The sequence below is a fragment of the Staphylococcus sp. 510 genome (genome assembly GCF_057219715.1).
The window spans coordinates 1-13,469 of record NZ_JBXVVK010000011.1 but is presented as its reverse complement, the minus strand read 5'-3'; the positions used below and the strand labels follow the sequence as shown (position 1 = coordinate 13,469).

Below are 13,469 nucleotides of genomic sequence, written 5' to 3'. Positions count from 1 at the left end.
AACTAGGAGCGTTAACATGTATAAATTAATTAAACCCCTTTTATTTAAAATTGAACCTGAAAAAGCACACGGATTAACTATCGACGCCTTAAAAATTGCACAAAAACAATCCTATGTATTACCGATTATGAAAAAATTATTCGATTATCAAAATCCTATGTTATCTCAAGATATCCGCGGTATTACATTTGAAAATCCAATCGGTCTTGCAGCTGGTTATGACAAATCTTGCGAAGTACCTAAAGCTTTAGAAAATCTTGGTTTCGGTGCATTAGAACTTGGTGGTATCACACCAAAGCCACAACCAGGTAATCCACAACCTCGTATGTATCGTTTATTAGAGGATGATGCCTTAATTAATCGTATGGGCTTTAATAATATGGGTATGAACAAAGCACTTAGTCATCTACGCCGTTATGCTTACCATACACCTATTGGTCTAAACGTTGGGGTCAACAAAATGACCTCTTACGACGAACGTTATCAAGACTATATTAAAGTTATTGATACATTCAAAAATGATGTTAATTTCTTTACTGTCAATATTAGCTCACCTAATACTGAAAACTTACAAAATTTTCACGATAAAGATGAATTTTCAATGTTATGCAATGCGTTAGAAACGTTTAAAGCAAACAATGAAATCAATGTACCTATTTTCTTAAAATTAACGTCTGATATGGACGAAGAAGGTTTGAAATCTCTATTACCAACCATTCAAACACATTTCGATGGTGTCATTCTTGCAAATACGACACGTAAACGTGATGGTTTAAAATCAGCTAACCGTGTTGAAGAGGGTGGTTTAAGCGGACGTCCTTTATTTGAACGTAATTTAAAACTTGTTAAATTAGCATATCAAGAAACTAAAGGAGAACTCTTAATTATTGGTACAGGCGGTATCTTTAATGCTGAAGATGCTATCCAAATGTTACGCAATGGTGCCTCTTTATTACAAATATATTCTTCATTAGTTATTGAAGGTCCAGGATTAACTAAGAAAATAAATAAAGACATTGTACAATATTTAAACCAAAATGGTTATCATCATATTAGCGATATTATCGGATTAGATGTAAAATAATTAAAAAGCAGTTAACGATGAATCAATGACTTTACATCAAATGAATCATTAAAAGTATGTGTCATGATTATAGGAGGCATTATACAATGCGAGAAGATATCAAAGATAAAGAAATGAATCAGTCCACACAACAAGACACAACCGAGAATAAAAAATCACATTCTTCAAATGACGAAGATGAAAGAAAAGGCCTTAATGGTTATCGAAAAACAGATCTTGATTTAGAAATCGAACGTGAATTACAAGAAATGATGCAAAATGAAGACAAAGAAATTAAAAAAAAAATAAACGATTTAAACTCTTTTCTTTTGCAGCAATGCTCGTCATAGCTATTATGGCTATCGTCCGTTTCATTCATAGAATGATTTAATCAATATTAAGACCCAGAGTCAAGGATATACCACCTTTGCTCTGGGTCTTTTTTAAAATTGCTGTAAAAATGCATTGGCTTCTTTATTAATTGCTTTAAAATCAATACCTTGTTTCATTGCAGCAAACACACACCCACAGTAACACTGTCTAAAAATATGATAATCTTTACACATTTCAATAGATCGTTCATAGCCCTTATTTTTCTTGAAATCACTGGGTAAATAATTAATATTATAAATTTGTTGAACATCCATACCAAGTTGATTAATTAATTGCGCATTCTTCTTAGGTGACAATGTGATTGCACTACCAAAGTAATCATAACCATACTTAATCGCTGCTTCAGCAACCATCTCAAGTCTCATTTCAAAACAAGTTGTACATCGTAGACCACCTTCTTTTTCTTCAGTAAGTCCTTTTGATTTAGCCATTTTCATAAATTCATGTGGTTGATAAACTGCTTCAATATATTTTACATTTGCCCCCGTCTTTTCATTAAAGTCATTTACAAACATTTCTTGAACTTTAGCACGTCTTAAATATTCACTCTTAGGATGAATATTGGGATTAGCAAAATATATCGCGATATCCGCATATTGTGTCAAAAATTCTAAGGTATAGGTACTACAAGGTGCACAACAACTATGTAATAATATTTTAGGTCGTTCCCCGTTTTCCTCCCATTGTTGAATCATTTTTCTTAAAACTTTGTCATAATTGACCTTTTGGTTCTTCATTTTCTTTAAAATTTCGCCCGCTTCAATCAAAAGAAACACCTTCTTTTTATGTCATAATATAATTTATGAATATTATACAATAAATGATACATAAAAAGTCATTTCTAGTTCACTACTATATCGATATAAATAAGATAATTAAAAACTGTGACTAACTTCCATTATTTATAAACCAATCATACATAATTCTATTCTTTTCACCTAAAACATTGTATGATGTGATTAGCAATAAAATAAAAAATAACAAGGGGTATCATATGACTCAATTATCACCATATTTAGCTTTTCCAAATACGAAAGAAGCGCTTAAATATTACGAAGAAGTTTTTGGTGCAACAAATATTAAACGTTTAGAGGTTGGCGAAGACCAAGCTGAACATTTTGGTATGACTAAAGAGCAAGCCAAAGAAGCGACAATGCACTCTGAATTTGAAATTATTGGTGTAAAAATCTTAGGCGCGGATTCATTTAGCCGAATCCAACCTATCAATAACGGCATTTCATTATTAATTGATTTTGATATTAATGATCAAGCTGATGTAGAAAGAGTAGAAACTTTCTATGATAAAATTAAAGACCATGATTCTATCGACGTTGAATTACCATTATCAGAGCAATTCTGGGGCGGTAAGATGGGCGTATTTACAGATAAATACGGCGTAAGATGGATGTTACACGGTCAAGATTACAACGCTATTCCACAATCATAATTAATACAATAAGGTTGAGACACATAAAGTTTGTGTCCCAACCTTTTATTTTTATTCTGTTCTTCTAATTATCGTAGCCGGCCCATTATTAACAATATCGTAAAAATACTGTATTAATTCATCTTTAGCAATGCGATTAGGATCCTCTACCCAATGTCGTATAAATGATAATCCAGCACCTGATACATAACTCATAAAATAAGAAAATGGGATATCTCCTATTTTATTATTTTCATTTTTAAAATGATTTAGATGACCTGTGATTAATTCATATAACTTTTCATGTAAATTTGAATCTTTCCCCATCGTAAACATTAATTGATAAAATTCCATATTCTTTTCTATATTACCTATTAAAAATTCCATAATCGTACGGATACTTTCAGTAGAGAATGTTTGATTCTTATATACATCTCCCTCTTCAATAAACGTTCTAATAATTTCTACCTGTTCATCTTCCAATTTTTCTAATAAATCATATTTATCTATGTAATGAGTATAAAAAGTACTTCGATTCACATCTGCCAAATCTGATATTTGTTGAACCGTGATTTGTTCTAATTCATATTTATGAAGCAAATCGATAAATGCATGTCTAATTGCTGCTTGTGATTTTCTAACACGTCGGTCTTGTGGCATTATGTCACTTCCTTAATAGCTTACTTTCCAACAATTATAAGGGGTTTGTTGGTTAACATACAAATCATCTACATTGATGATTGGAATTATCTACTTAACCCTTTACGATAAAAGTGTAAAGAAAATTAACTAAAAAGGGTGATTCATATGACAAGAAATTTATTAGGTAATCCTCAATTAACTGTTACAGATGTTAACGATGTTAAAGAAGGTCTTAATCATATCGTTGTAGATAGTGTACAATTCGGTAATCAAGAAATGATTATGGAAAAAGATGTGGCTGTAGAAATGAAAGATGGCGAAAAATTATACGTCAATATTTTCCGTCCGAATAAAGAAGGACAATTCCCCGTTGTCATGTCAGCCGACACTTATGGTAAAGATAATAAACCTAAAATTACTAATATGGGGGCGCAATGGCCTACTTTAGGTCCTATTCCAACTTCTAGTTTTACACCTGAAGAATCACCAGATCCAGGTTTCTGGGTACCTCAAGATTATGTAGTAGTTAAACTTGCTTTAAGAGGTAGCTCTAAATCAAATGGTGTGCTATCACCTTGGTCAAAACGTGAAGCTGAAGACTACTACGAAGTCATCGAATGGGCTGCACAACAAGAATGGAGTAATGGTAATGTAGGTACCAATGGTGTCTCTTACCTAGCTGTTACACAATGGTGGGTTGCTTCATTAAATCCCCCTCATTTAAAAGCAATGATTCCTTGGGAAGGACTCAATGATATGTACCGTGAAGTAGCCTTCCATGGTGGTATTCCTGATACAGGTTTCTTCCGTTTCTGGATTCAAGGTATTTTTGCGAGATGGACTGATAATCCAAACATTGAAGATTTAATTCAAGCTCAAAAAGACCATCCATTATTCGATGATTATTGGAAACAACGTCAAGCACCATTACATCAAATTAAAACACCATTATTAGCTTGTGCAAGTTGGTCAACACAAGGTTTACACAATCGTGGTTCATTTGAAGGGTTTAAACAAGCAAGTTCAGAAGACAAATGGTTATATATCCATGGTCGTAAAGAATGGGAAAGTTATTATGCTCGTGAAAACCTTGAACGCCAAAAAGCATTCTTCGATTATTACCTTAAATAAGAAGATAATGATTGGAAAGAAACACCAACTGTCACTTATGAAGTAAGAGATCAATTCTATAAAGGTGAATTCAAAACAGCAACAGCATTCCCACTACCAAATACGAACTACACACCTTTATATCTAAATGCTAAAGACTTAACTTTAAATCAAAATGCTGTCAATGAAGAAAGTTCAACTCAATACGATTCTGAAAATGAACAAGATGATGTACGCTTTAGCTATACATTCGATCATGACACAGAATTAGTAGGAAATATGAACTTAAAACTTTGGGTAAGTACAGATGATGCAGACGATATGGACTTATTCGCAGGTATTAAAAAACTAGATCGTCGTGGTAACGAAGTGCACTTCCCAGACTTCAACCATATTGAACAAGGTCAAGTAGCTACAGGTTGGTTACGTGCATCTCATCGTGAGTTAGACCAAGACAAATCAACTATCGCTCAACCTTGGCATAAACATGAACAAGAGCTCAAACTTAATAAAGGAGACATTGTTCCTGTTGAAATCGAATTATTACCATCTGGCACACGTTTCAAACAAGGTGAAACACTAGTCGTTGTTGTCAAAGGTAGTGAAATTGTTAAAGGTAATAGTACACCTGGTATGAAAACACGCTATGAACATGAAGAACGCGTTAATAAAGGACTTCATCACATTCATACAGGTGGCCAATATGATTCTCAACTGATCATTCCAGTTACAAAATAATGGTATATTTAAGAAGGACCACTCTGATGAGTGGCCCTTCTTATTTTTAGTTTGAGTAATCAATTTAAAATGATCTATAAAGTATGGTTATCTTAGTAGCCTGAACCTACTTTTTCGCCGTCTTCATCATATTCTGTTACGTAACCATCATCTGTGTCTACTGTATATGACCCAGCTAAGTCTCCATCTTTATCTTCAAATGAGAATCCCCATTTACCGTCATCCGTTTTTTCTGGTTCTTTATACGTATACGTATCTGTATCTAATTTATGACCTTCATATGATTCTACTTTATCGATAACATTACTTCTTGTAACTTCACCTGAATCGCTACTGTCACTATCATCGTCTTCATCCATTTTCTTATCATATGCGTCATCAATCGCGTCTTCATCAAATTTCAATGTGACTTCCGATACGCCATCATCTTCATTACTTGCACTTGAAACATTCACTGAACTTGATTTAAATGATTGACCATCTAATGTACCTTGGGCATAAACAATTACCTCTTCATCAGGATCATAAGGACCATATGTTTTTGATTCATCTCCTGAATTTTTATCGTTCACATAGATTTTAATATCATCTAACATCGAACCGCCTTCAGTTGTTACAGTGAAACGTTTTTGTTTAAATGATTCCTTGGCAGTAGCTTCATCTTCACTCATAGTAATATCAAGCGCACCATTAAACGTTTTGCCACCCATTTTCTTAGATGCTTTTAGATTATAATCACCAACTGGGAATGCACCTAACGTTTTTTCTTCTTCTTTTTCAACAGAAATATGATGTTTCTCACCATTAAATGTATAAGTGATATCACCACTATCATTAGGATAAATAGATACCGTATGTTGCGGAATATTAAAGTTGTACTTATCGAAGAATAAATATTTTTTACCATTCTTCTCAATATTCAACACATTATTATCATTCGCATTGACTGATAAACTATTATACTTACCTTGCTTGATTTCTTTAGTATTATTTTTAATTTGATTCGCAACGTTAGTTAAGTCGTCTTCAGCTTTAATGTAATTTAAATATGCTCTTGCTTCTTCTTCACTCAATTTATGATTATCTGATGTTACTTGTTTTGCTAAACCTTTAGCATCATCTTTTTTCACTGCATGTGCGATATTATCTGCTTGACTTTCAGGTGAAAATTGATGTTTCAGGATTGCAAAAATGGCAATTAACATCGCCAATACAACCGCAATAATTAAAACAATAAAAATAACCTTTTTCTTACTTTTTTTGGGTTGTGGTTGATACTGTTGATGCATATTCGCATTATTATAACTTTGTTGTCGTTGTGCGTTTCCTTGACTTTGAGTTGATTGTGTTGCATTTGATGATCCATTAACTGGTGCACCACAATTCGTACATATCTTTACATCTGGGCGTAAAGGATTACCACAATTACTACAATATTTCATTAATACGTACTACCCCCACCAAATAAGCTATTAAATAATGAATCTTTCGTTTCATTGAATGTTTCTAAGATACTTGAGAATGTTACCTCACCAAATATTCTCATTAAAATGAAAATAACAATTAAATAAATAATCATACCGTAAAAGCTTGAAAATCTTGTATGATTAATGCCACTATATTTGGCAATTAAATAAACACCTGAAGTGACAAGTATAACGAATGATAAGATAAGAATAACCGTACCAAACGTATATGCTTCCATGATTAATAAAATGATTGATAATAATAATGTTGCCACTGTTACACTATTTATAAATACAAAATCTGAAAGCACTTTTTTAAATGGTATTGCTTGGACTACAACTAATCTAGTAATACCAAACGTTGCACCTACAATTGCAGCTAATAAAATAATTAAGCTAAAAATGATAGAAAAAACAATTTTAGCTTCTGAAGTAAATAAAGATACTTCTTCAGGAATAGCTAAGAATAAAATAATTGCTATTAAAATTAATCCAATTGCTAATAGTGATCCTAATAATTTGAAACTAAATGTATGTATACTTTTAATTTCTCTGTCTGGATCTACAAAAGCACTTTTGAAAAAGCCTTTACTTTCAGCTGTAACCTCTTTAGCTTGTTCACTAAATTGATTAGGTTGTTTTTGATAACCATGCGGTTGTTGTTGAAATTGTTGATTTTGGAATTGTTGATTTTGTTGCTGATACTGTTGGTTTTGGAATTGCTGTTGATTAGTATTGTTTTGTGCTTGTTGATGCTGACTGTGATTGAAGTTTGAATTTGAACTATTTTCGGTAGATGCATTTTGTTGATTCATTGAATTAGATGGCGCACCTTGGTTCATAGATTGTGATTGCGCGTATGAGGCATTGCTATTTGAGTTGATTGCGTGGTGACTAGATGCGTGTGTTGAATGATGAGACTGTGAATTAGAATCTGCTTTTTGAATATCATTTTCAGCAGCTGTGACTGATTTTGATTGACGTTCTAATTTAGTACCACATTCCCCACAAAAAACGTCATCTTGTTCGACTTGATGACCACAATTTGGACATTTCATAATGTTACCCCCAATTTCTATTTTTAATCTTTGCAAAGTATAACATTATATTTATGTTGTTTTCTATCGATTTTTGAAATATTTATAAAATTCTTTATTAAAGTTAGTTATATTTTTAGATAGGTCAATTACCTTTAAACTTATATTTACTAAATTTTTTTATTTTAATATCTAATAAAATAACTATCATCAATATTAAACCAACAAAAAAAGAGAAGTACTGTACGCCTTCTCCTTAAGATAAATATCATTTATTTTTTGTCATACCATGATTATCTTTAGTTCGAGTCTGACTAAAGATTTCCGACTCATTAAATTTAAGTACGACATTAACAGGACTTTCATCGCTATTAATGGATGGTACATTTACTTCATTTGATTTGAATGATTGATTTCCTATATACCCTACTCCATATACAAGTAAATCTTCTTCTCCGCTATAAGGGCCATAGGTGATATAATCTTTGACTCTTCCTACATGTTTATCGTTTAATACTAACTCTACTTTCTTAAACATATAACTATTTTTAGTCGTCACTTTAAATCACTTTTCACTAAAGTCTTCTTTAGCCATCGTGCCGTACTGCTTTAAACTTAATACGACATGACCGTCGTAAGTACGGTTACCCACTTTTTTAGTCGCTTTTAATTTGTATTCTCCTAATGGTACTGCTTCAAGACTCACAATATGACCTTTTACTAAACGTATTTCATGCTTTTTATCATTTAATTGATATGTTAATTCACCATTATCTTTAGCATCTAATATAAAACGAAATTGGGGTATTTCAAATTGAAATTCTTTGATATAACCATATAATTGCGTTTTCTTATTGATCGTTAAAATCGTCACACCATCAATGTTGATATCTTTTGATGTAGCTTCATTCTGATCTAACTGATGGATGGCTGATTTGATTTGTTTCATATATCTATCGGATCCACCCATTGTTTGTATTAAAGCAAAATATGCCACCGCTTCCTCATCTGTCAATGGTTGATGATTTGAGGTCACTAATGATGTTAATTGCTCTTTATCCTTATATCTCATTGCCTCTGAAAATGCTTGAATTCTTTTGTCTGCTGAATTTTCATATCTAAAATAGTATACCCAACTTACTAATATAATGACCATAATCATCAGTAAAACCACAATCAAAAACAATGGTTTACGTGGTTTACGAAATCGGTATCTATGCGACGTATGTGCTTCATGTATTTGATGCAAATGATTTTTGTCATGTTTTTTATTAATGCCTTTTGAATAATAAGATGGACAATATTGAGTGAGATAGTAATGTTTAGGCATACCACATCTGTTACAATAAACCACTAAAACCACTACCAAACAGTTTCATCAAGTAATCATTAATTAATTGTTGTATAATCATATGCCCTAATAAATAAACGATGACCATCAAGACAAATTGGTAAATGATAATACCATAAATACTCGCAAATTTTGTAGGATAGATACCACTATATTTCACTAACATGTACGTTGGTGAGATGATATATAATAGTACAAATGCTAATAGCATGATAATCAATGCTAATTTAAAGATAGATAAAATGGCTAATACTAATCCAATTAATAATGCTAAAACTGAGAAAGTGTTAATAACAACATAATCTGAAAAAACCTTATGAAATTCTATCGTCGTTGTTAAAGTATATTTCACGATGCAATATAAAATAGTAACTGATAAAGCTAAACTACCTAGGATGATCATTAACATATAAAAAATAGCTTTAAATGGTGAACTTTCTGGAAATAATAAAAATATATCAGATGCTAGAATGATGATTAATAATGTACTTAAAAGTAATCCAGCACATATTAACGTCACTAATAATCGATAACTATATATCACATCGCTTTGGTCTGATGATTTAAACACATGGTTAAAAAACTGTTTACTTTCGTCTGTTAAATCTTTCATTTTATGTTCAAAAGACGCCGTTTTATCTTTCATTATTTCTTCAAAATGCGCATCGTTTTCACCTAGTGTAGATAACTTTCTCTTTGTTTGGTGTGATGTTGTACCTTGTTTAAAGTTTTCGTTATCTCTTCTACTTTTCACATTGTCATCGTTAGTTTTAGTAGAATGTTGTTGTGTCTCTTTTATTGTAGATGCTGTTGTACTAGTTGTTGTATGATCATTTTGACGCGTTAATTTGTATCCGCAATGACCACAACATTGATCTTCTTGTTGATAATTCTGACCACAATTTGGACATTTCATGTCTATTCAATTCCTCCGCTATATTTACTTAGATAAATTATATCCCATTTAACCGCCCTATTCTATATTATTTTTATTTTATTTAATAAAAATTAAAAGTCCTAATCAACCACTTCTCGTGATGAATTAGGACTTCATTTTATATCGAATGATACAACTTATAACACAATCGTATTCTCTTTTTCATGTATCATCTCAATGATTTCATTATGTTCATTCAATACTGCTACTTTAGGTGCATGATACTTCAATTCTTCTTCATTTAATTGTGCATAAGTCATAATTATAACTATATCTTCTACTTCAACTAATCTTGCAGCGGCACCATTTAAACAAATTTTGCCACTACCTCTTTCACCAGCGATGACATATGTTTCAAAACGTGCACCATTATTATTGTTGACGATGGCTACTTTCTCATTTGGCAGTATATCAACGGCATCTAAAATGTCAGAATCAATCGTGATACTTCCAACATAATTCAAGTTGGATTCTGTCACTCTTGCTCTATGAATTTTAGAATTCATCATTGTTCTAATCAACTTATTCAGCTCCAATTATTATATTATCTATCAAACGTGCTTTAGAAAATTTAACAGCTAATGAAATAAAGATTTGGCCTTGAATTTTAGATTGCTCTTCTAATTCTGGGTAACTATAAATGGCAACTTCATCAACTTGACCACTTGTATAATCTAATAAGTACTGTGTAATTTCATCTATAATAACAGAACTATTGCGTTCACCATTATTATATAAATCACGTGCTAATTTCAAACTTTTACTTAAATGAACGGCTTCCTGACGTTCTTCTTCTGTTAAATATACATTTCGTGAGCTTTTAGCTAATCCATCTTTTTCACGAACGATGTCAACGCCAATGATTTCAATTGGGTGATTGAAGTCTTTAACCATTTTTTCAACGATAGCCAATTGTTGTGCATCCTTTTTACCAAAGTAAGCATAGTCTGGACTAATAATATTAAATAATTTATTTACTACTGTTACGACACCTTCAAAATGTCCTGGTCGTTGTGCACCTTCTAATACATGAGCTAATTTACCCACCTTCAATGTTACACCTAGTTCATCAGGGTACATTTCTTCTACACTTGGATAAAATACATAATCTACATCAATTTCTTCCATCATTTCAACATCTTTATTAATTTGACGTGGATATGCATCGAAGTCTTCATTTGGACCGAATTGTAAAGGATTAACAAATATACTAACTACAGTGATATCGTTAAATTCTGATGATAATTCCATCATTTTTAAATGCCCTTCATGTAATGCACCCATCGTTGGTACAAAACCAATCGTTTGACCATGTCTCTTGTATTCTTTAGCAATACTTTGCATTTCACTTACCGTTGTAATCACTTTAGTCATTTTTATTTACCTCGCTCATAATTTTTTTCTTATACGTGTGTGCTTCGGATGGAAATGCGCCTGATTTTACTTCTTCATTATATTGTTTTAAACCATTAATACCTATTGAAAAATCACTATATTGCTTAACAAATTTGGCATGTCGATCGACACCATAATTTAACATGTCATGATAAACCAATACTTGTCCGTCAGTATCTTTACCTGCACCAATGCCTATAACTGGAATTGATAATTGTTGGCTAATTTCTTGTGCCAGATCACTAGGAATTGCTTCGAGCACAAGCGCAATTGCACCAGCTTCTTCTACATGATGCGCGTCCTCAATTAATTGTAATGCCGCTTCTTTGGTACTACCTTGCAATTTGTATCCCATAACACCAACACTTTGCGGTGTTAATCCTAAATGTGCCATAACAGGAATACCTATTTGAGTAGCTTTTCGAATAAATGCAGTTAAATGTGCACCTTCTGCTTTAATCGCGTTTGCTTCTGTTTGTTGATACAACATTAATGCATTTTTCAAATCTAATTCATCACTAATCCCCACCGCACCAATAGGCATATCTACGACTACAAATGTATCAGATGCACCACGTCGAACCGCTTTACCATGATGAATCATATCGTCTATTGTAACTTGAACTGTACTTTCATAACCTAACACAGTCATTCCTAAGGAATCTCCTACTAAAATCATATCTATATCTGCTTGTTGTGCTTGCTTTGCACTAGGAAAATCATAAGCAGTAACCATTGAAATTTTATTGCTTTGTTCTTTCATTTCTACTAACTGAGCTATAGTTTTCAATTCAATTCATCCTCAATTTCCTATATTATTAAGCAATAGTATAATGAATCTATCCCAGAAAGGAAAGAATAATATTATGACAATTGGTGTTATTGGCCCAGGTGCCGTTGGAACAACGATTGCTATTGAATTACAGCAAGCATATCCTGACACTTTACTCATTGGAAAACAAAAAGATACTCTAAATTATTTCCCAGAAAATGGGCATCAATCTAAAACAATTTCTGTAACGCCTTATCAAGATATAACGCAACCACTTGATATTGTATTTATTGCAGTTAAAACATATCAATTAGAAACAGTCATTACTCAATTATCACCTATTATCCATGAAGAGACGATCATCATTCTCGCTCAAAATGGCTATGGACAATTAGAGCGCATACCTTTTCCAAATTCATATCAGGCCGTTGTGTATATCAGTGGTCAAAAAAATAACAATGACGTCACTCATTTTAGAGACTATCGCCTTCACTTGAAAGATACACCAAGAACTCGAAAATTACAAAAGTTAACCAACCAAACGAATATTGAAATCATACTCGAAGAGAATATAGAAGAAAAGATATGGTATAAACTATTAGTTAATTTGGGGATCAATTCAATTACTGCATTGGGCCGAGATACTGCTAAATTATTACGATCATCACATATTCGGAATATTTGTCGTGGCATCATTTCAGAGGGGATTTCCGTAGCTCGTGCTGAGGGACTCAATTTTGATGTAAACACACGCGACTCTATTATGACAATATATGAGGGGTATCCTGATCAGATGGGAACAAGTATGTACTATGATATCACATCTGGAAGACCTTTAGAAATGGAGTCTATACAAGGATACATTTATAAGAAGGCTCAAGAATATCATATAACGACACCTTACCTTGATACGGTATATGCATTTTTATCGGCTTATCAATCTCAATTTTAATGATATTTCTAATAACGTAACAAAGCCTGAGGCAAGACATGACTTACCTCAGGCTTCATTTATAGTTATTCGGCTTCTCTTATTTCTTCAGCAATATCTTTGTAATCGATATTAGCATTTGTAAATGTTTCATCATGAGCTGGAAAATGTTGTTCGAATGTTTCAAAGTTCTGAATCTCAACTTTAA

13 protein-coding genes and 3 pseudogenes are annotated in these 13,469 nt (G+C 32.3%); 5 read left to right on the top strand and 11 right to left on the bottom strand.

The window, feature by feature from the left end:
* The first annotated feature begins 16 nt into the window (after positions 1 to 16).
* Together AC2D8K_RS09205 and AC2D8K_RS09200 are read left to right on the top strand one after the other, a co-directional pair.
* On the top strand, positions 17 to 1,084 hold the full coding sequence (locus tag AC2D8K_RS09205) for a quinone-dependent dihydroorotate dehydrogenase (RefSeq protein WP_002450167.1): 1,068 nt from the start codon (positions 17 to 19) through the stop codon (positions 1,082 to 1,084).
* A gap of 113 nt (positions 1,085 to 1,197) precedes the next feature.
* Positions 1,198 to 1,454 (top strand): annotated as a pseudogene (locus AC2D8K_RS09200) (hypothetical protein).
* Positions 1,455 to 1,506: 52 nt separating this feature from the next.
* Here the strand turns inward: AC2D8K_RS09200 and AC2D8K_RS09195 are convergent.
* Entirely contained in the window at positions 1,507 to 2,193 is a 687-nt protein-coding gene (locus tag AC2D8K_RS09195) for an epoxyqueuosine reductase QueH (RefSeq protein ID WP_398575065.1), read from the bottom strand.
* Between the two features lie 257 nt (positions 2,194 to 2,450).
* On the opposite strand from AC2D8K_RS09195, the gene AC2D8K_RS09190 reads away from it, so the two are divergent.
* Entirely contained in the window at positions 2,451 to 2,903 is a 453-nt protein-coding gene (locus AC2D8K_RS09190; RefSeq protein WP_002450170.1) for a VOC family protein, read from the top strand.
* Between the two features lie 51 nt (positions 2,904 to 2,954).
* On the opposite strand, the gene AC2D8K_RS09185 is transcribed toward AC2D8K_RS09190, so the two are convergent.
* Positions 2,955 to 3,542, bottom strand: a complete 588-nt coding sequence (locus AC2D8K_RS09185) for a TetR/AcrR family transcriptional regulator (RefSeq protein ID WP_002450171.1) — start codon at positions 3,540 to 3,542, stop codon at positions 2,955 to 2,957.
* Between the two features lie 147 nt (positions 3,543 to 3,689).
* On the opposite strand from AC2D8K_RS09185, the pseudogene AC2D8K_RS09180 reads away from it, so the two are divergent.
* Positions 3,690 to 5,372 (top strand): annotated as a pseudogene (locus AC2D8K_RS09180) (CocE/NonD family hydrolase).
* Between the two features lie 92 nt (positions 5,373 to 5,464).
* Here the strand turns inward: AC2D8K_RS09180 and AC2D8K_RS09175 are convergent.
* From AC2D8K_RS09175 to panB, 8 genes are all read right to left on the bottom strand, one after another.
* Positions 5,465 to 6,814 carry a zinc ribbon domain-containing protein gene (locus AC2D8K_RS09175; protein ID WP_002450173.1) on the bottom strand — a complete coding sequence of 450 codons (1,350 nt, stop codon included), beginning with the start codon at positions 6,812 to 6,814 and terminating at the stop codon, positions 5,465 to 5,467.
* Entirely contained in the window at positions 6,814 to 7,896 is a 1,083-nt protein-coding gene (locus AC2D8K_RS09170; protein ID WP_002450174.1) for a zinc ribbon domain-containing protein, read from the bottom strand. The genes AC2D8K_RS09175 and AC2D8K_RS09170 overlap by 1 nt, the downstream gene beginning before the upstream one ends.
* A 247-nt stretch (positions 7,897 to 8,143) precedes the next feature.
* The gene (locus AC2D8K_RS09165; protein WP_232501521.1) at positions 8,144 to 8,434 is read right to left on the bottom strand and encodes a TcaA 3rd/4th domain-containing protein; all 291 of its coding nucleotides are present in this window, start codon (positions 8,432 to 8,434) and stop codon (positions 8,144 to 8,146) included.
* Positions 8,435 to 8,440: 6 nt separating this feature from the next.
* Entirely contained in the window at positions 8,441 to 9,124 is a 684-nt protein-coding gene (locus tag AC2D8K_RS09160) for a TcaA second domain-containing protein (RefSeq protein WP_454340402.1), read from the bottom strand.
* Positions 9,125 to 9,215: 91 nt separating this feature from the next.
* Positions 9,216 to 10,142, bottom strand: a complete 927-nt coding sequence (locus tag AC2D8K_RS09155; RefSeq protein WP_002450177.1) for a hypothetical protein — start codon at positions 10,140 to 10,142, stop codon at positions 9,216 to 9,218.
* A gap of 158 nt (positions 10,143 to 10,300) precedes the next feature.
* The gene (panD, locus tag AC2D8K_RS09150) at positions 10,301 to 10,684 is read right to left on the bottom strand and encodes an aspartate 1-decarboxylase (protein ID WP_002450178.1); all 384 of its coding nucleotides are present in this window, start codon (positions 10,682 to 10,684) and stop codon (positions 10,301 to 10,303) included.
* A gap of 1 nt (position 10,685) precedes the next feature.
* Positions 10,686 to 11,537: a pantoate--beta-alanine ligase gene (panC, locus tag AC2D8K_RS09145; RefSeq protein WP_002450179.1), complete on the bottom strand. Its 852-nt coding sequence runs from the start codon at positions 11,535 to 11,537 to the stop codon at positions 10,686 to 10,688.
* Positions 11,530 to 12,348, bottom strand: coding sequence for a 3-methyl-2-oxobutanoate hydroxymethyltransferase (panB, locus tag AC2D8K_RS09140; protein WP_002450180.1), 819 nt, complete (start codon positions 12,346 to 12,348; stop codon positions 11,530 to 11,532). The genes panC and panB overlap by 8 nt, the downstream gene beginning before the upstream one ends.
* Before the next feature lie 76 nt (positions 12,349 to 12,424).
* On the opposite strand from panB, the gene AC2D8K_RS09135 reads away from it, so the two are divergent.
* The gene (locus AC2D8K_RS09135; RefSeq protein ID WP_002450181.1) at positions 12,425 to 13,282 is read left to right on the top strand and encodes an oxidoreductase; all 858 of its coding nucleotides are present in this window, start codon (positions 12,425 to 12,427) and stop codon (positions 13,280 to 13,282) included.
* Positions 13,283 to 13,347: 65 nt separating this feature from the next.
* Here AC2D8K_RS09135 and AC2D8K_RS09130 read toward each other — a convergent pair.
* Positions 13,348 to 13,469, bottom strand: a pseudogene (locus AC2D8K_RS09130) (acetolactate decarboxylase); the annotation flags it as partial.

Excerpts from the sequence above, each read along its gene's own strand:
- AC2D8K_RS09205 (WP_002450167.1), top strand. The coding sequence starts at position 17 with ATGTATAAATTAATTAAACCCCTTTTATTTAAAATTGAACCTGAAAAA.
- AC2D8K_RS09195 (WP_398575065.1), bottom strand. The coding sequence starts at position 2,193 with ATGAAGAACCAAAAGGTCAATTATGACAAAGTTTTAAGAAAAATGATT.
- AC2D8K_RS09190 (WP_002450170.1), top strand. The coding sequence starts at position 2,451 with ATGACTCAATTATCACCATATTTAGCTTTTCCAAATACGAAAGAAGCG.
- AC2D8K_RS09185 (WP_002450171.1), bottom strand. The coding sequence starts at position 3,542 with ATGCCACAAGACCGACGTGTTAGAAAATCACAAGCAGCAATTAGACAT.
- AC2D8K_RS09175 (WP_002450173.1), bottom strand. The coding sequence starts at position 6,814 with ATGAAATATTGTAGTAATTGTGGTAATCCTTTACGCCCAGATGTAAAG.
- AC2D8K_RS09170 (WP_002450174.1), bottom strand. The coding sequence starts at position 7,896 with ATGAAATGTCCAAATTGTGGTCATCAAGTCGAACAAGATGACGTTTTT.
- AC2D8K_RS09155 (WP_002450177.1), bottom strand. The coding sequence starts at position 10,142 with ATGAAATGTCCAAATTGTGGTCAGAATTATCAACAAGAAGATCAATGT.
- panC (WP_002450179.1), bottom strand. The coding sequence starts at position 11,537 with ATGACTAAAGTGATTACAACGGTAAGTGAAATGCAAAGTATTGCTAAA.
- AC2D8K_RS09135 (WP_002450181.1), top strand. The coding sequence starts at position 12,425 with ATGACAATTGGTGTTATTGGCCCAGGTGCCGTTGGAACAACGATTGCT.